Source organism: Natronomonas sp. (assembly GCF_028274965.1).
Lineage (GTDB): Archaea > Halobacteriota > Halobacteria > Halobacteriales > Haloarculaceae > Natronomonas.
The window spans coordinates 1-16,736 of the sequence record NZ_JAQCNO010000026.1; the positions used below are offsets into that span (position 1 = coordinate 1).

A 16,736-nucleotide genomic window follows, 5' to 3' on the forward strand; every position below is an offset into this window, starting at 1 on the left:
AGCGTGTCGTAGGCCGTCGCCGTCGGCTTGTACCCGCCTTTCGGGCCCGGTACCCCCTCGACGAGCTGTAGGGCCTTGAGGCTCTGCATCTGGTTGCGGATCGTCCCGGGGTTCCTGTCGACCTTCGACGCGATGTCCTCGCCCTTGACCGCGCTTTCGGACTCCCGGTAGAGGTTGATGAGCTCCTGGAGGATCGTCTTCTGGCTGGGTGTGAGTTCGATCGATGACATAATTATCGTTTAGTAGTTTTAGACTTAAAGCCGACGGTGGTTCCACCGGGTGCTCCGCGGCGTCGTTCCGTCGGTCCGGACGGCCGCTCTGTCGGCCCGGGCTCGGATCGAACCGGACTCATCAACGGGCGGCCGTCGCACATCGAGCGAACACACTCGGCGAGCGATCCGAAACGCTACGCGTCCTGTATGACGTCGACGCCGGCCACCCGGTCGTCGTCGTTCAACCGCATGACGACGACGCCTTTTGTGTTCCGCCCGACGGCCGAGACCTCGTCGACCCGCGTCCGCATTATCTGTCCCGAGCGGCTCATGATCACGAGGCCGTCGTCCGGGGAGACCGTGTTGATCGAGCAGACGGGGCCGTTGCGCTCGTCGGTCTTGATGTCGATGAGGCCCTTTCCGTACCGGGACTGCGTGCGGTACTCAGACAGCGGCGTCCGTTTTCCGTACCCGTTTTCGGTCACCGTCAGGAGCTCGCGGTCGTCGTCCGTCTCGGCGGCGACGAGCCCGGCAACGCGGTCGTCGCCCCGCAGATCGATCCCGTTGACCCCCCGCGCCGACCGGCCCATCGGACGGGCGTCGGCCTCCGCAAAGCGGATCGTCATCCCTCGTTTCGTCCCGACGAGGAGGTCGCCGTCCCCGTCGGTCACCTCGACGTCGACCAGCGAGTCGCTGTCCTCGAGTCTGAGGGCGCGGATCCCGCCCGAGTGGACGTTCTCGAACGCCGAGACGGCGGTGCGCTTGACGTAGCCGCCTCGCGTCGCCATTGCGAGGTAGCCGTCGTCGATGTCGTCGGTGTTGACGACGGCCGTGATCTCCTCGCCGTCGTCGAGGTCGATGACGTTGACCGCCGACGTGCCCCGGGCCGTCCGACCCATCTCGGGGAGTTCGAACACCTTCAGGCGGTACACCTGCCCGCGGTTCGTGAAACAGAGCAGGTAGTCGTGCGTCGAGGCGGTAAACACCGTCGAGACCCGATCGCCCTCCTTCGGCCGCGAGCCGATGATCCCCTTGCCGCCGCGGTGCTGTGGATCGAACTCCGAAAGCGACATCCGCTTGACGTAGTCGGACTCCGAGACTGCGACGACGACCTCCTCCTCGGCGATGAGGTCCTCCCGCGTCACCGATCCGGCGTCCTGGATGACGTTCGTCCGCCGCTCGTCGTCGTACTCGGCCTTTATCTCCCGGAGCTCCTCTTTGACGACGCCGAGGAGTTCGCTCTCGTCGCCGAGGATCGTCTCGAGTCGCTGGATTTCGGCCTGGACGCGCTCGTACTCCGCGTGGATCTCCTCGGCCTCCATCGACGTCAGCGAGCCGAGTTGCATCCGGACGATGTGCTCGGCCTGCTCGGCCGAGAGGTCGTACGCCTCCCGCAGCTCCGCCATCGCCCCGTCGCGGTCCTCGCTGTTTTGGACGATCTCGACGACGCTGTCGACGTTGTCCAGGGCGGTCAGTCGCCCCTCGAGGATGTGGGCCCTGTCCTCGGCCTCGCCGAGTTCGAACCGCGAGCGCCGCCGGACGACCTCCCGGCGGTGCTCGACGAACTCCTCGAGCAGCTCCTTGAGGTTCAACACGCGGGGTTGGCCATCAACCAGAGCCAGCGAGATCACCGAAAACGTGTTTTCGAGGTGGTGTTCGAGCAGCTGGTTTCTGACCACGTCCACGTTCGCACCGCGCTTGCACTCGACGACGATCCTGATGCCGTTGCGGTCCGACTCGTCGCGGATGTCCCGGATCCCCTCGATCGTCCCGTCCTGGACGTCGTCGGCGATCCGCTCGATGCGCCGGGCCTTGTTCTGTTGGTACGGCAGCTCCGTCACGACGAGCCGGTCGCCGCCCTGCTCGGCGTACTCCGTTTCGATCTCGGCCCGGACGCGGAGCCGCCCCCGGCCGTCGGCGTACGCGTCCCGGATCCCCTCGCGGTTGACGATGTTCGCGCCGGTCGGGAAGTCCGGTCCCTTGATGTAGCCGTCGGAGTCGGGCGTGTCGATGAGCTCCGACACCGAGCACTCGGGGGTATCGACGACGTGGATCGCGGCGTCGATGACCTCCCCGAGGTTGTGCGGCGGCAGGTTCGTCGACATCCCGACGGCGATGCCCGACGCGCCGTTTACGAGCAGGTTCGGAACCCTCGAGGGCAGCACGTCGGGTTCGGTCAGCCGATCGTCGTAGTTGGCCTCGAACCCGACGGTGTCCTTGTCGATGTCCGCGAGCAGCTCCTCGGCGATCGGGGCCATCCGGGCCTCGGTGTACCGCATCGCGGCCGGCGGATCGCCGTCGACGGACCCGAAGTTCCCCTGCCCGTCCACGAGCGGGTACCGCAGCGAGAAGTCCTGTGCCATCCGGGTGAGGGCGTCGTAGATCGCCGAATCGCCGTGGGGGTGGTAGTTCCCCATCGTCTCGCCGACGATCGACGAGGACTTCCGGTGGCTCGCGCGGGCGCTCATCCCCATCTCGTGCATGGCGTAGAGGATGCGGCGCTGGACCGGCTTGAGCCCGTCGCGGGCGTCCGGGAGCGCGCGCCCCACGATCACGCTCATCGCGTAATCGATGTAGGACTGCTCCATCTCGTCCTCGATGCGAACGGGCGTCACCTCCTCGGCCGACCCATTGGGGACCTCCGGGGCGTCCGAGCTCATATGTCGATCCACTCCGCCTGCTCGGCGTGCTCTTTGATGAACTGCTTTCGCGGTTCGACCGCGTCGCCCATCAGCACGCTGAACATGCGGTCGGCCGCGGCCGCGTCCTCGATCGTGATCCGCTTGAGGATGCGGTTCTCGGGGTCCATCGTCGCGTCCCAGAGCTGTTCGGGGTTCATCTCGCCGAGGCCCTTGAACCGCTGGACTTGCGTCGGGTTCCCGTTGCAGACATCCTCGACGATCCGTTCGCGCTCGGCCTCGGTCATCGCGTCGTGGGTCTCGCCGTCGTACCTGATCCGGTACAGCGGCGGTTGTGCGGCGTAGACGTACCCGGCCTCGATGAGCGGCGTCATGTGCCGGTACAGAAACGTCAACAACAGCGTCCGGATGTGAGCCCCGTCGACGTCGGCGTCACAAAAGAGGATGATCTTGTGGTACCGCGCGTCGTCGATCTCGAACTCCTCGCCGATGCCGGTCCCGATCGCCGTGATCAGGTTCCGGATCTCGTTGTTCTCGAGGATCCGATCGAGGCGGTGTTTCTCGACGTTGAGGATCTTCCCGCGGATCGGCAAAATCGCCTGAAAGTCCGGGTTCCGTCCCTGCTTTGCGCTCCCGCCGGCGCTGTCGCCCTCGACGACGAACAGCTCCGAGTCGGCCGGGTTTCGCTTTCGGCAATCGGCGAGCTTCCCCGGCAGCGACGTCGACTCAAGCGCCGACTTCCGCCGCGTCAGCTCCTCGGCCTTCTTCGCCGCCTTCCGCGCTTTCGCCGCCTCGACGGCCTTCGAGACGATCGCCTTCGCCGTGTCCGGGTTCTCCTCGAGGTACGTCGCCAGCTCCTCGTGGACGGCCCCCTCGACGATCCCCCTGACCTCGCTGTTGCCGAGTTTCGTCTTCGTCTGTCCCTCGAACTGCGGGTCGGGGTGTTTGACCGAGACGACGGCGGTCAGCCCCTCTCGTATGTCCTCGCCTTTCAGCGTGCCGTCGAGATCGGACAGCAGGCCGTTCTCGGCGGCGTAGTCGTTGATGACGCGCGTGAGCGCCGTCTTGAACCCCGTCAGGTGCGTGCCCCCCTCGCGCGTGTTGATGTTGTTCGCGAAGGCGTGGATCGAGCCCTGCACGCCCGCTGTCGCCTGGATCGCGACCTCGACGTGGACGCCCTCGTCGTCGCCCTCGAAGTAGACGACCTCGTCGTGAAGCGTCTCCCGCGTCTCGTTGAGGTACGCGACGAACTCCCGGATCCCGCCTTGGTACTCGAAGACGACCGACTCGCCGTTCTCGATCCGCTCGTCGCGGAGCGCTATCTCGACGCCGGGGTTGAGAAAGGCGAGTTCCCTGAGACGGGACCGCAGCGTCGAGTAATCGAAGGCGGTCGCCTCGAAGATGCCGCCGTTCGGCCAGAACGTGATCTCCGTCCCGGTCTCCTCGCCCGGTTCCATGTCCCGGACGCGTTCGATGTCGCCCTCCGGTTCGCCGTGGTCGAAGCGGTGCCGCCAGACGCCGCCGTCGCGCTTGATCTCGACCTCGAGCCACTTCGAGAGCGCGTTGACGACCGAGACGCCGACGCCGTGGAGCCCGCCGGAGACCTGGTAGGACTTGCTGTCGAACTTGCCGCCGGCGTGTAGCACGGTCATGATGACCTCGACGGCCGGCCGGTCGTACTCCTCGTGGGTGTCGACGGGGATGCCGCGGCCGTCGTCCCGGATGGTCACCGAGTCGTCGTCGTTCAGCGTGACCTCGATGGCGTCGCAGTACCCGGCCAACGCCTCGTCGATCGAGTTGTCCACGACCTCGTACACGAGATGATGGAGCCCCCGGGCGTCCGTCGAACCGACGTACATCGCCGGACGTTTCTGGACGGCTTCGAGGCCCTCCAGTACCTGTATCTGTCCGGCGCTGTATTCGCTTTCTTGAGACATACGAACTTGAATAGGCTTGGGCCCCAGACCGCATAAAAGCCTCGCACGCGCGCGAGGCGCAGTCGGGCATCTAGCACCGCCGAGCGTCGGATACGTTCAGTACGGTCCCGACGGGGTTTTACGTTCCGGGAGGTCTATTACCCGGTAGATGACCTCGTATCAGTCGCAACTCGGGGACGACGGCGGCGGCGCCGTCGCCGAGGAGCTCGCGGAGAACCAACGTTCCATCTCTATCGCCGAGTTCTTCGAGAAGAACAAGCAGATGCTCGGCTTCGATAGCGACGCGAAAGCGCTCGTCACCGCCGTCAAGGAGGCCGTCGACAACGCCTTGGACGCGACGGAGGAGGCGAACATTCTCCCGGACATCTACGTCGAAATCGAGGAGGTCGGCGGGTACTACCGCCTCGTCGTCGAGGACAACGGCCCCGGCATCACGAAAGAGCAGGTCCCGAAGGTGTTCGGCAAACTGCTGTACGGGTCGCGGTTCCACGCCCGGGCACAGACGCGGGGCCAACAGGGGATCGGCATCTCCGCGGCCGTCCTGTACGCACAGCTCACCTCCGGGAAACCGGCGAAGGTGACCTCGAAGACCGAACGCGGCGACGGCGCGCGGTACTTCGAACTCACGATCGACACGGACACGAACGAACCGGAGATCGACGTCGAGCGCGACACGAGGTGGGAGCGCCCCCACGGGACCCGCATCGAGATCGAGATGGAGGGGAACATGCGGGCCCGGAGACAGCTCCACGACTACATCAAACACACCGCCGTCGTCAACCCCCACGCGAGAATCGAGTTCGAGGAGCCCGACGCGTCGTTCAAGTTCGAACGGGTCACCGACGAGCTCCCGCCGGAGACAGAGGAGATCAGACCCCACCCCCACGGCGTCGAGCTCGGCACGCTCTTGAAGATGCTCGAGGCGACCGACTCGTACTCCCTCTCGGGGTTCCTCCAGGGCGAGTTCACCCGCGTCGGCGCGAAGACCGCCGAGAGCATCCTCGACAACTTCCGGGACAGACACTTCGGCAGAGAGCCCGCCTGGCGGTCACCGCGGGCGCGCGGAGAAACGGACGTCGAGGCCGCCGTCGCGGACGCCGTCGCCAACAAGAGCGCCGAGGCGACCGCCGCGATCGCAGAGCGCTTGGACGGAGCGATCCGGGATCGAGACCGGATCGCACACGCCGAACTCGCGTCGCTGGTCGGGGAGTTGGCCGACGAGATCGAAACCGAGTTCGACCAGACGTTCGGCTCGACGGTCCGGGAGAACGCCGTCGACGCCGCCTGGGGGGAGATCATCCGCGACCGGGCGAGCGACTGTTATGCCCTCGTCGACGGGGCGACGACGACCCGGAAGGACGACGCCGCGATCGAGGGCTTGGCGGACCGCCTGGCCGACAAGTTCGACGACCAGGAGGACGCCAGAAACCGGATCACCCGCGAGGGCCTCCGGGAGTTCGTCGGGCGGGCGGCCGACGCGACCGAGGAGTACGACGACGCGACCTTCGGCGAGACCGCCCGCGAGAACGTCGTCGAGGCGGTCTGGGACGCGTCGGTCACGGTCCCCGACGACCCGCCGAACGTCGCCGACGTCGCCGGGGACAGAGACGCCGCCGCCCGGCTGCTCGAGGCGATGCGGGAGACCGACATCCTCTCGCCGCCGACGGACTGTCTCGCGCCGATCTCCGAGGATCTCGTCGTGGCCGGGCTGAAAAAGGAGTACGACGCCGACTTCTACACGTCGGTGACCAGGGACGCGTCCGTCCACGGCGGCGACCCCTTCGTCGTCGAGGTCGGCATCGCCTACGGCGGCGAGATCGAGGCCGACGGCGGCGTGGACGTGCTCCGCTTCGCCAACCGGGTGCCGCTCGTGTACCAACGCGGCGCCTGCGCGACCGTCGACGTGCTCAAAGGCGTCAACTGGCGGAACTACGGCCTCGATCAGCCGGGCGGTAGCGGGATCCCGAACGGCCCCGGCGTCATCATGGTCCACGTCGCCTCGACGAGCGTCCCGTTCACGAGCGAGTCGAAGGACGCGGTGGCGAACATCCCCGAGATCGAGGACGAACTCCGGCTCGCGCTCCAGGAGGCCGGCCGGGGGATGCAGTCACACCTCAAAAAGCAGCGCTCGCTCCGGAAGCGACGCCGGAAACAGAACGTGATCGCCGACATCCTCCCCGACATGGCCGAGAAGCTCTCGGAGGTCACGGGACGAGAGCCTCTCGACGTCGAGGACTCGCTGGCGCGGATCATGAACAACGTCCTCGTCGAGCGGGCGACCGACGGCGCGACGGTCCGGCTGTCGGTCCACAACTACGGCGACACGAACGTCTCCCCGGAGATCACGGAGATCGTCACGACCGACCCCGGCGAGCCCGGGGGGGCGACGGTCGTCGAGATGGACGGCGAGTGGTTCATCAAGTGGTCGCCGACCGTCGAGAGCGGCACGACGGCGACCCTCGAGTACGACGCGGACGACGACGCCGAGTTCGACATCTCCGTCGACGGCGTCGAGGCCGAGAAACTCACTGTCAACACATAACATGAGCACCGAATCAGACACCGACGTGAAGGACGAAATCGCGCGCGAGCAGCTGATCGAACTCGCGAGCGACTTCTACGACCAGTTCGCCGAGGGGAACGTCCCGACGATGGAGATCCCCACCCGGACGAAGAGCAACATCGTCTTCGACGAGGACAAGGACGTCTGGGTGTACGGCGACCGGACGTCGACCCGCTCGGCCAACAGCGTCCAGGGGGCCCAGAAGCTCCTGAAGGCGATCTACACCATCGAGTTCCTCGCCGAGCAGCTCGAAGAGGAGCGGTCCTCGACGCTGCGGGAGCTGTACTACCTCTCGGAGTCGTGGGACGAGGAGCGCGCGCAGTTCTCCGGGCAGGACGAGTCGAACCAGCTCGTCGAGGACTTAGAGATCGTCAGCGAGGTGACCCGCGAGGACTTCCACATGCGACCCGAGGAGTCCGGCGCGACGATCATGGGGCCGCTGTACCTCCGCGAGCAGACCCGCCGCGGCGAGCGGGAGATCCACTGCCAGGAGGACGTCGGCGAGGGCGGGTATCAGATCCCCAACAACCCCGATACGATCGAGTTCCTGGAGCACGACGCCGACTTCGTCCTCTGTGTCGAGACGGGCGGGATGCGGGACCGACTCGTCGAGAACGGCTTCGACGAGGAGTACAATGTCATCATCGTCCACCTCAAGGGCCAACCGGCGCGGGCGACCCGCCGGATCACAAAGCGGCTCCGCGACGAGCTCGACCTCCCCGTGGTCGTCTTCTGTGACGGCGATCCGTGGTCGTACCGGATCTACGCCTCGGTCTCGTACGGCTCGATCAAATCGGCTCACCTCTCGGAGTACCTCGCAACGCCGGCCGCCGAGTACGTCGGCATCCAGCCCGTCGACATCGTCAACTACGAGCTCCCGACCGACCCGCTCAGCGACTCCGACCGGAACGCCTTACAGAGCGAACTCGACGACCCCCGGTTTCAGGACGACTACTGGCGCGAGCAGATCGAACTCCAACTCGAGATCGACAAGAAGGCCGAACAGCAGGCGCTCGCCTCCCGCGGGCTCGATTTCGTGACCGACACCTACCTCCCCGAGCGGCTCGGGGAGATGGACGTCCTGTGAGCGTCAACCGTCCACGCGGACGTCGATGCCGCGCTCTGTGAGTTCGCTCGCGAACGCGTCGGCGTCGGCTTCGATCGCCCCGAAGGTGTCGTAGTGGATCGGCACGACCACCTCCGGATCGAGAGCCGCGGCCAGTTCCGCCGCCTCGTGGCGGTCCATGGTCACCGCGCCGCCGATCGGCGGGCAGAACACGTCCGCGCTCACGCGTTCGTGGCCCGCCAAGACGTCGGTGTCCCCGGGGACGTAGACGACCGTCCCCCCGAGGGCGATGCGGAACCCACAGCCGCGGCCCTTCGGGTGGTACGGCTCGCCGTTCTCCCGGACCCGGGGGCCCTCGGGGTCGTTGTACGCCGCCGTCGTCCAGAGGATCGCCCCGCCGACCGCGATGTCGGCCTCCGCGTCCACCGTCCGAACCGGGTACGGGAGCTCCGAAAACCGCTCGACGCGGCGGTCAATCAGGTGGGCGTTTACCCCCTCGAAGGCCACGACCGTGGCTTCGGACCCGGCGACCGTCCTGATCCCCGCCGGGTCGTAGTGGTGGCCGTGGGTCACGCACACGACGTCCCCGTCGCCGCCGTCGTGGCCATCTAGTACGCCGTGGCGGCCGGGATCGACGTAGACGACCGTGTCCTCGCCCTCGAGTCTGAGCGTCGCGTGACCCAGCCACGAGACCGACACGCCGCCGTGTTCGATCATGCCGACCCGTTCGGACGCGACCGGTACAAACCCGCCGATCCCGGGGCGTCAGCGTTAGGCCGGGTCCCCGCCGCCGCCTTTGCCCCCGTTCGCCGTCTCCGCGCCCGCGGCCGATCCGTACAGCCGCTTGACCCGCCCGAGCGTGTCGGCGTCGGCGGGCGATCTGTCTTCCCTGACGCCGACGAACCGCGGGAACCGCAGCGCGTACCCCGAGGCGTACGTCGGGGACCGTTGGATCTCCTCGTACCCCACCTCGAACACCACCGCGGGCTCGATGGCGACGGCGGTGCCGGTCTCCGAGCGGACGTGCGGTTCGAGCCGTTCGTGCAGCGACCGGAGTTTCGCGTCGGTGATGCCGGTTGCGACCTTCCCGATCGGCTCGTACTCCTCCTCGGTCCGGACCGAGAGGAGAAACGTCCCGAAGCGGTTCGCGCGCCGCCCCTCGCCCCACTCCGCGCCCGTCACGACGAGATCGAGCGTCTCGACGTCCGGTTTCCGCTTGAGCCAGTTCCGGCCGCGGTCCCCCGGCGTGTACGGCCCCGCCGGGTTCTTGAGCACGATCCCCTCGTGGCCGGCCTCGAGGGCCTCCGCCTCGATCGCGGCTATCGCGTCGGGTTCCTCGGACAGCGCGCGCTCGACGGCGAGGTCGCCGGCGATCCCCTCGAGGCGTTCGCCGCGGCGTTCAAGCGGCGCATCGAGGAGGTCCTCGCCGTCCGCGTGCAGACAGTCGAAGGCGTGGAACTCGACCGCGACGTCCTCGCGGGCGGCCTCGACGCCGTGTTTCCGTCGGAACCGCCGGAGGACCTCCTGGAACGGCCGCGGGGTACCGTCGTCCTCGACGGCGACGGCCTCACCGTCGAGGATCGCCGGCACGTCGAGCGCCCCGGCGACGGCGTCGGCGACCTCCGGTAGCGATCCCGTCACCTCCTCTACGTTCCGCGAGAACAGCCACACGGTCTCGCCGTCGTAGTGCGCCTGGATCCTCACGCCGTCGAACTTCGTCTCGACGACGGCCTCGCCCCACGATTCGAGCGCCTCAAGCGCCGTCCCGGTCTGTGCCAACATCGCCTGAACGGGCCGACCGACGCGGAGCCGTATCCCCTCTATCCCGTCGAGGCCCGCCTCGCGGGCCGTCCGGGCCACGAGACCGCAGTCGTTCGAGACCTGCAGGGCGCGCTCGACGGCCGACGACGGGACGTCGAACGCCTCGGCGATGGCGTCTCTGACCGTCCCCTCGCCGACCCCGATCCGCATCTCTCCGAGGACGAGGCGGGCGAGAAACCGCGCCTCGGTCGGCTCGGACCCGCTGAACAGCCCGAAGAGGGTGTCGAGTTTGACGTCCCTGCTCCCGCTTCCGGAGGCGGTTGCGACCCCCCGGAGGGTCGCTTCGACGTCGCCGACCGACCGCGATCCGGCGTTCTTTTCGCCCTCGCCGAACGCCGAGAGCCCGCGCTGGCCGCCCAGGCGCAACCCCTCGGCGACGGCGCCGATCTCGCCCGTGTCGGCGAGTTCGGCCTCGATGTCGGAGGCGCTCACGTTCGGACCGTCGGCCTTCGCCAGCGCCGCATAACAGAGCGCCGGGCCGACGTCGAGGGTGGTGTCATCGTGGGCCGGGACGATCCGGCCCTGAACGAACCGCGACGCCGCCCCGAGGTCGTCGCCGGCGTTTTCGAGGAGATCGGCGACGAGATCGACGGTGTCGAGGTCGGCCTCCTCGGCCTCGATACCGGCCGCGCGATCGGCGAAGTCGGAGAAATCCATCGGTGTGTGGCGATCGAAACGTCCCGACGACGGGTCGTCGTGACCCTCGCGATCCGGACCTTCCCGAACCTCAGTCCGGCTTGGACGCCTTACAGGACCTCGTCGAAGTCCTTGTGGCCCTTGATGTCGACGTTTCCGTCGGTGATCGTCGCGAGGAACACGCCGTTGCCGGACCCGGTGTCGCGCTCGACGGCCGCCTTGATGCCCGAGGCGGCGACCTCCTTTGCTTCCTCGTTGGTCATGTCGTCGCGGTACTCCCGTTCGAGCGTCCCGTAGGCGACCGTCAGCCCCGACCCGGTGACGGTGTAGTCGTCGGCCATGACGCCGCCGGCGGGGTCGATCGAGTAGACGTGGTGCCCCTCGTCGTCGACGCCGCCGAGGATCGGATTGATCGCAAAGAAGGGGCCGCCGCGGGCGAAGTTACCGGCGAGCGTCGCGAGCGCGCTGATGGAGATGTCCTCGCCGCGTCGGGCCTCGTAGAGGTCCACCTCTGCCCGGAGCGACCGGATGAACGACTGCGCGCCGCCGACGCTCCCGACGAGCGTCAGCGCGGCCGAGGGGTGGATCTGCTCGACCTTCTGGACGTCCTTGTTCGAAACGAACCGCCCGCCCAGCGAGGCGCGCATGTCGGTCGCGATGACGACGCCCTCGGCGGTCGACACGCCGATCGTCGTCGTTCCGGTCTTGTTGACGTTATCGAGGTCGTCGACGGAGAGATCGTTCGACGGGACGTCACCCAGTTCCGGTTCGTACGGCGAGAGGGTGTGGTCCTGTCCGGTCCGCGGCAGGGGAGAATCGGGTTGACGCATTACTGATCGGTATACGCTGGCCGCCGATAAAAGCTTCCGGTTAGTGGTCAAACGGGCCCGCGGGGACGAAACAATAGGGCTATCCGTTCCCCACCGCTTCGGGCGGACATGAGCAACTACCTCGTCGCGATGGAGGCCGCCTGGCTGGTCCGCGACGTCGAGGAGATCGACGACGCGATCGGCGTCGCCGTCAGCGAGGCCGGCCGCCGTCTCAACGAAAACGACATGGACTACGTCGAGGTCGAGGTGGGCTCGACGCCGTGTCCGGCCTGCGGGGAGCCGTTCGACTCGGCGTTCATCGCCGCCGACACGGCGCTCGTCGGCCTCGGCCTCGAAATGAAGGTGTTCAACGCGGACAGCACCCAACACGCCTCCCGGATCGCGAAAAGCGAGATCGGCGGGGCGCTGCGCGACGTGCCGCTGAAGGTGATCGACACGTTCGAAACCGACGACGGGGACGAGGACGGGGACTGAGACGACGGCGGCGAGCGAAAAGCGGAGCCGCGACCCGGGGTCGGGTCAGGAGATGTGCGCCGCGACGTCGGCTTCCGTGATGATCCCGCGCAACTGACCGTCCTCGACGACCATCACCGCGTCCTGGTGGTTGAGGTGGGCGTTGATGCCGTCGAGCGTCGCGTCGGGCTCGACCGTCGTGATCGCCTCCCGCATCGCGTCGGCGACGGGGAGATCGGCGGCGCTTTCGGATTCGAGCTGCCTGATGTCCGAGTTCGAGATGATGCCCTGGGGTCGCCCGTCACGAACGACCGGCAGCTGGGAGTACCCCTCCGTGACCATCGCGTCGATCGCCTCCCGGACGCTGTCGTCCGGCGCGACGGTTATGACCCCCTCGTGCATGATGTCCGCGGCGTGCATCACCGTGCTTTCGGCCTCGTCTAAGGCCGTCACGATGCGCCGAAGCGTCGAGAGACGCGGGTCGACGTCGCCGCCCTCGATCCGCGCGATGAGCGGCTGGGAGACGTCGGCCCTGTCGGCGAGTTCGCTCTGCGTTAGCTCGAGCCCCGTCCGACGCTCCTTTAGATCCGTCGGCGTCGGTAGATCGGTACCCATGTCGCTTAATTACCAACAGTTATACAAAAGCCTTCCCCCGCCCGACGGTTCATATACCGGGGCGGGGGCAGACGACGCGTGCGCTGAGAGACGCCGGTCGGCTCCCGAGGCGGGAGCGCGGGGCGAGAGCCGACCGCGGAGAGCCCCGCCTGCTCGCTACAACTCGAGGCCGCGGATCGAAACGCCGTCGCCGGACTCGACCCGACCGACGACGCGGGCGTCCCCGACGGCGTCGGTCACGCGCTCGGCGTCCGCCTCCGGCATCGCGGCCACGAACCCCGTGCCCATGTTGAACGTGCGGTGCATCTCCTCGTCCGAGACGTTCCCCTCGGCTTGGACGAACCCGAACACCGGCTGCGGCTCGAAGGGCTCCGACACGACATAGCGGTGCTCGCCCATCCGTCTGAGGTTCGTCCAGCCGCCGCCCGTGATGTGGGCCGCGGCGTGCGTCTCGACGGCGTGTAACGGCTCGAGCAACTCGCGGTAGATCCGCGTCGGCTCCAACAGCACCTCGCCGATCGTGCGGCCGCCGGTCCCGCTCTCCTCTCTGTCTCCGTCTCCGTCTCCGCGTTCCTCGCCCGGAAACGGATCGGCGTAGCTGTGCTCCCGCGTGACGGCCTCGCGTGCGAGCGTCAGCCCGTTCGAGTGGATCCCGGACGAGGGAACGCCGACGAGGCGGTCGCCGGCCTCCGCCCGCCCGTCGAACAGTTCCGCCTCGGTCGCCAGCCCGACGCACGCCCCGGCGAGGTCGAGACCGCGGATCACCTCCGGCATGACAGCGGTTTCGCCGCCGACGAGCGAGATCCCCGCCCGATCGGCCCCCTCGGCGAGCCCGCGTCCGACGCGCTCGGCCGTCTCGTCGTCGGGCGTCTCGACGGCGAGGTAATCGACGAACGCCACCGGCGTCACGCCCGTCGCGATGAGGTCGTTCGCGTTCATCGCGATGCAGTCGATCCCGATCGTCGAGTAGTCGCCGAGCGCCTCGGCGACGAGCAGTTTCGTCCCGACGCCGTCCGTCGCCAGCGCCAGATACCGGTCGCCGATGTCGATCAGCCCGGCGTAGTCCCCTTCGAACTCCCCAACCGCCCCCAGAAGCGCCGCGGTCGCCGCCTCGCTCTCGTCGATGTCGACGCCGGCGCGCGCGTACGTCAGCTCCTCGTCGGCGGGTCCCTCGTCGGTCATGCCCTAAGACGGGGCCGAACGGCGCAAAAACGCGTCGGTTGTCCGGCGGTCAGAACGCGGGGAACCCGACGACGAGAAAGGCGCCGACGGCGAGCAGCGCCGATCCGGCGAACACGACGCCGAAGACGACCCGGTTCCACGAGAGGACCGTCCTGCCGTCGAGCGGGCCGAACGGGATCATATTGAACGCCGCGAGAAACGCGTTCACGAGGGTTCCGAGCCTGCCGATCTGTCCGACGATACCCGGGGCAACGGACAGCGGGACGAACACCCCGAGCAGGGCGACGTTCATCAGCGGCCCCGCAACGGCTATGCGCCCGCTCTGTCCCGGGGTGACCCGACCGCGGTGGTGGACCGCGCCCGGGGCCGCAAACAGGAATCCGGCGAAGGCGGCCCCGATGCAGAGCGCGAGCATCCCGTAATCGGCCTTGAACGACGCCCGCTGTCCGAACCGGACCGCGACGACCTTGTGTGCGAGTTCGTGACACAGGAACCCGACGCCGACCGTCAGGACGCTCGCGACGAGGACGCGGCCGAAAAGCGGCGACGCGACCGCACCGAGAAGGTTCGGCAGCACGCTCCGTCCCGTCGCAACGAAAACGAAGACGCTGAACGCGACGCCCAACGCCCCCCACGCGACGAGGAGGTCGCGGATCTCCGCGGGGTAGAACTCGATCCCGCGGACCCGGAGGGCGCTCACCGCAGCGCCTCCAGGAGGATGTTCAGGCTGTTGCGCGCGGCCTCGAACATCAGCCTCCCGACGCCGCTTGCGCCCTCGATCCCGGACCCGGCAAACAGGTACGGAAGCAGGACCGTCGCGAAGAGGACGCTCCCGATGAAGCTCCCGACGTTCGTCAGCGCGACGATCATGATGAGCCGAAACAGCGGCACGGTCCTGAGCTTCCCCCAGAGCTGTCGCATCGGCGCCTCCTCGTCGGACATGATGTCGTTGAGCGTCGAGATGTCGCCGACGTTGACGTTGAGATACCGCAACTCGACGTACCCGGCGAACCACCCGGGCGCCAGGAGGGGGTTGACGCTCGTCAGCCACGCGACCGCGCCGCCGACCCCCGCCGAGCGCCAGTGTGCGCCCGCGAGCTTGGCGAGACCGAACGCGAGGACGCCGTTGATGAGGAACCACGCCGTGAACAGCCGTACTAAGAGCCCGCTCGATGCCCCCTCGACGCCGGTGTACGTCGCGATCGCCAGCAGGACGAAGAACAACAGGAACCCGAGCGTGAACAGGTAGCCGAACAGCTTGTACAGCGAGACGCGCCCGCCGGACGTCCGGCCCGTCAGCGACTCCATCGACGGCAACAGCGACGGCGTTTCGAGGTACCGCTCGATCCCCTCTCTGTGGCCGGCACCGACGACGGCGACGATGTCGTACCCCTGATCGCGCAGCGCGACGAGTTTGTGTGCGATGAACGCGTCGCGCTCGTCGATGAGCGCCTCGGCCCCGCCCGGCGAGAACCGGCGGAACTCCTCCATCATCGCGCCGACGACGTCCGTGTCCGTCATCCGATCAACGTCGATCTCCCCGACGTCCTCTTCGGGGGCGAGCCGTCCGAGCGCGACGACGAGCCCCGTCCCCAACGCGAGTCCGAGACCGAGCGCGACGACGAGCGTGTCCGCGAGTCCGACGAGAAGCCCGGGACCGAGCGCCTCCGGAACGACGAACGGACCGGCGACGGCGCCGGCGAGCACCGACACGACGAGCGCGATGCCGACACCGATCCCCATCCCGACCTCCCTCGGGTCGCCGAGGCCGACGGCGAGGCTGCCGGCCAGTTTGACCTTCTCGAACACCGACAGCCGGGCCCAAAAGCGCTGTATCGTCACCTGGATGTCCCGATCGACGAGCGCGACCTCCAGGCCCAGCGCCTCCGCGGTGTCGATCGCCGCCGCCATGTCCGCCCCCGGCTCGATGTCGAACCGATCGCCGAGCCTGGCCTGGACGTACGACAGCATCCAGTAGGCGAGGAACTGATACACGGTGTTGCCCTTCAGGAGGTCCCCGGCGTCGAGGTCCTCGGGCGTCTCACCGCGGAGTTGGCGGTACCGCCCCTCGTCGAGTTCGACGGCGACGACGTCGGGGCGCTCGGCGTCGATGACCTCCTCGACCTCCTCGACGCTGGCCGCGGAAACGTGTGCGGTTCCGACGACTCGAACGGAGCCCTCCCGGGCCTCGCCACTCATTGTCGGCACCTGTCGGGCGAGGGGTTTACGTGTGTCGGGATCCGCCTCGAGGGACCCCGAACCGGCCTCGCCGGCCGGATCACTCGAAGTCGGGCAGGTCGTCCGGGGCCTCGTAGTCGGCCTCCCAGTCGATGTACTCCGCCTTCAGCGTCCGGCTGACCGTGTCGCCGAGTTCGGCCAGCGCCGCGTTGATCTCGGAGACGGTCTCCCACGACTCGAGATCCGGGTGCAGTTCGCGCTCCTTCCAGTCCTCCGGGATCCCCGGCGCGTGGTAGCCGACCCGATCGGCGAACGAGTCCCAAAAGAAGTCGAACCGCCCGATCATCCCCAGGTCGGTCACGATCCCGAACTCCCGCTCGTCGACGTCGGTCCGCCCCGCCCAGTCCTCGAACGCCTCCGCCCACGCCCCCGTCCGGAGGAGCTCCTCTATCTCCTCGCGCTTGTAGTCCGTCTCGCCGACGATCTCGGCGTCCTCGTACTCGTTGGGGTCCGTCTCTTCGAGCTCCGGCGGCGCGGGCGGAGCCACGTCCAGGGTCATGCCGTGGGTTCGTCGAGCCGGAAAATAACCGTGTCGTCTCCGGCA

Annotated in this window: 14 protein-coding genes; 3 read left to right on the plus strand and 11 right to left on the minus strand. The window is 67.9% G+C overall.

The window, feature by feature from the left end:
• The 3 genes from Q0916_RS04140 to gyrB all read right to left on the minus strand — a co-directional run.
• A partial coding sequence (locus Q0916_RS04140; protein WP_299234790.1) for an Rrf2 family transcriptional regulator occupies window positions 1-230 on the minus strand: 230 nt, incomplete at its 3' end.
• A gap of 176 nt (window positions 231-406) precedes the next feature.
• Window positions 407-2,872 carry a DNA gyrase subunit A gene (gyrA, locus tag Q0916_RS04145; RefSeq protein WP_299234792.1) on the minus strand — a complete coding sequence of 822 codons (2,466 nt, stop codon included), beginning with the start codon at window positions 2,870-2,872 and terminating at the stop codon, window positions 407-409.
• On the minus strand, window positions 2,869-4,788 hold the full coding sequence (gene gyrB, locus Q0916_RS04150; RefSeq protein WP_299234794.1) for a DNA topoisomerase (ATP-hydrolyzing) subunit B: 1,920 nt from the start codon (window positions 4,786-4,788) through the stop codon (window positions 2,869-2,871). The genes gyrA and gyrB overlap by 4 nt, the downstream gene beginning before the upstream one ends.
• 148 nt (window positions 4,789-4,936) lie before the next feature.
• Between gyrB and Q0916_RS04155 the strand changes: the two genes are divergently transcribed.
• Both Q0916_RS04155 and Q0916_RS04160 read left to right on the plus strand, forming a co-directional pair.
• A complete protein-coding gene (locus tag Q0916_RS04155) occupies window positions 4,937-7,330 on the plus strand; it encodes a DNA topoisomerase VI subunit B (RefSeq protein ID WP_299234796.1) in 2,394 nt (797 codons plus the stop codon).
• A gap of 1 nt (window position 7,331) precedes the next feature.
• The gene (locus tag Q0916_RS04160; protein WP_299234798.1) at window positions 7,332-8,438 is read left to right on the plus strand and encodes a DNA topoisomerase IV subunit A; all 1,107 of its coding nucleotides are present in this window, start codon (window positions 7,332-7,334) and stop codon (window positions 8,436-8,438) included.
• Between the two features lie 3 nt (window positions 8,439-8,441).
• On the opposite strand, the gene Q0916_RS04165 is transcribed toward Q0916_RS04160, so the two are convergent.
• The 3 genes from Q0916_RS04165 to psmB form a co-directional block, all read right to left on the minus strand.
• Window positions 8,442-9,134 carry an MBL fold metallo-hydrolase gene (locus tag Q0916_RS04165; protein WP_299234800.1) on the minus strand — a complete coding sequence of 231 codons (693 nt, stop codon included), beginning with the start codon at window positions 9,132-9,134 and terminating at the stop codon, window positions 8,442-8,444.
• Window positions 9,135-9,188: 54 nt separating this feature from the next.
• Window positions 9,189-10,895 (minus strand): ATP-dependent DNA ligase LigA, encoded by a 1,707-nt coding sequence (gene ligA, locus Q0916_RS04170; RefSeq protein ID WP_299234802.1) that lies wholly within the window; start codon window positions 10,893-10,895, stop codon window positions 9,189-9,191.
• Between the two features lie 89 nt (window positions 10,896-10,984).
• Window positions 10,985-11,704 carry an archaeal proteasome endopeptidase complex subunit beta gene (gene psmB / locus Q0916_RS04175; protein ID WP_299234805.1) on the minus strand — a complete coding sequence of 240 codons (720 nt, stop codon included), beginning with the start codon at window positions 11,702-11,704 and terminating at the stop codon, window positions 10,985-10,987.
• 108 nt (window positions 11,705-11,812) lie between these two features.
• On the opposite strand from psmB, the gene Q0916_RS04180 reads away from it, so the two are divergent.
• Window positions 11,813-12,178 carry a DUF555 domain-containing protein gene (locus Q0916_RS04180; RefSeq protein ID WP_299234806.1) on the plus strand — a complete coding sequence of 122 codons (366 nt, stop codon included), beginning with the start codon at window positions 11,813-11,815 and terminating at the stop codon, window positions 12,176-12,178.
• A gap of 45 nt (window positions 12,179-12,223) precedes the next feature.
• Here the strand turns inward: Q0916_RS04180 and Q0916_RS04185 are convergent, their stop codons facing one another.
• The 5 genes from Q0916_RS04185 to Q0916_RS04205 all read right to left on the minus strand — a co-directional run bounded on the left by Q0916_RS04185 (window position 12,224) and on the right by Q0916_RS04205 (window position 16,691).
• Window positions 12,224-12,772, minus strand: a complete 549-nt coding sequence (locus tag Q0916_RS04185) for a CBS domain-containing protein (protein WP_299234808.1) — start codon at window positions 12,770-12,772, stop codon at window positions 12,224-12,226.
• 156 nt (window positions 12,773-12,928) lie between these two features.
• Window positions 12,929-13,954: a phosphoribosylformylglycinamidine cyclo-ligase gene (gene purM / locus Q0916_RS04190; RefSeq protein WP_299234810.1), complete on the minus strand. Its 1,026-nt coding sequence runs from the start codon at window positions 13,952-13,954 to the stop codon at window positions 12,929-12,931.
• Window positions 13,955-14,003: 49 nt separating this feature from the next.
• Window positions 14,004-14,654, minus strand: coding sequence for a M50 family metallopeptidase (locus Q0916_RS04195; protein WP_299234813.1), 651 nt, complete (start codon window positions 14,652-14,654; stop codon window positions 14,004-14,006).
• Window positions 14,651-16,153 carry a TraB/GumN family protein gene (locus Q0916_RS04200; RefSeq protein ID WP_299234816.1) on the minus strand — a complete coding sequence of 501 codons (1,503 nt, stop codon included), beginning with the start codon at window positions 16,151-16,153 and terminating at the stop codon, window positions 14,651-14,653. Before Q0916_RS04200 ends, Q0916_RS04195 begins: the two co-directional genes overlap by 4 nt.
• Window positions 16,154-16,232: 79 nt before the next feature.
• Window positions 16,233-16,691, minus strand: a complete 459-nt coding sequence (locus tag Q0916_RS04205; RefSeq protein WP_299234819.1) for a hypothetical protein — start codon at window positions 16,689-16,691, stop codon at window positions 16,233-16,235.
• Window positions 16,692-16,736: the final 45 nt, after the last annotated feature.

Coding starts and splice junctions, on each gene's coding strand:
- gyrA (WP_299234792.1), bottom strand. CDS start 2,872: ATGAGCTCGGACGCCCCGGAGGTCCCCAATGGGTCGGCCGAGGAGGTG.
- gyrB (WP_299234794.1), bottom strand. CDS start 4,788: ATGTCTCAAGAAAGCGAATACAGCGCCGGACAGATACAGGTACTGGAG.
- Q0916_RS04155 (WP_299234796.1), top strand. CDS start 4,937: ATGACCTCGTATCAGTCGCAACTCGGGGACGACGGCGGCGGCGCCGTC.
- Q0916_RS04160 (WP_299234798.1), top strand. CDS start 7,332: ATGAGCACCGAATCAGACACCGACGTGAAGGACGAAATCGCGCGCGAG.
- Q0916_RS04165 (WP_299234800.1), bottom strand. CDS start 9,134: ATGATCGAACACGGCGGCGTGTCGGTCTCGTGGCTGGGTCACGCGACG.
- ligA (WP_299234802.1), bottom strand. CDS start 10,895: ATGGATTTCTCCGACTTCGCCGATCGCGCGGCCGGTATCGAGGCCGAG.
- psmB (WP_299234805.1), bottom strand. CDS start 11,704: ATGCGTCAACCCGATTCTCCCCTGCCGCGGACCGGACAGGACCACACC.
- Q0916_RS04180 (WP_299234806.1), top strand. CDS start 11,813: ATGAGCAACTACCTCGTCGCGATGGAGGCCGCCTGGCTGGTCCGCGAC.
- Q0916_RS04185 (WP_299234808.1), bottom strand. CDS start 12,772: ATGGGTACCGATCTACCGACGCCGACGGATCTAAAGGAGCGTCGGACG.
- purM (WP_299234810.1), bottom strand. CDS start 13,954: ATGACCGACGAGGGACCCGCCGACGAGGAGCTGACGTACGCGCGCGCC.
- Q0916_RS04200 (WP_299234816.1), bottom strand. CDS start 16,153: ATGAGTGGCGAGGCCCGGGAGGGCTCCGTTCGAGTCGTCGGAACCGCA.
- Q0916_RS04205 (WP_299234819.1), bottom strand. CDS start 16,691: ATGACCCTGGACGTGGCTCCGCCCGCGCCGCCGGAGCTCGAAGAGACG.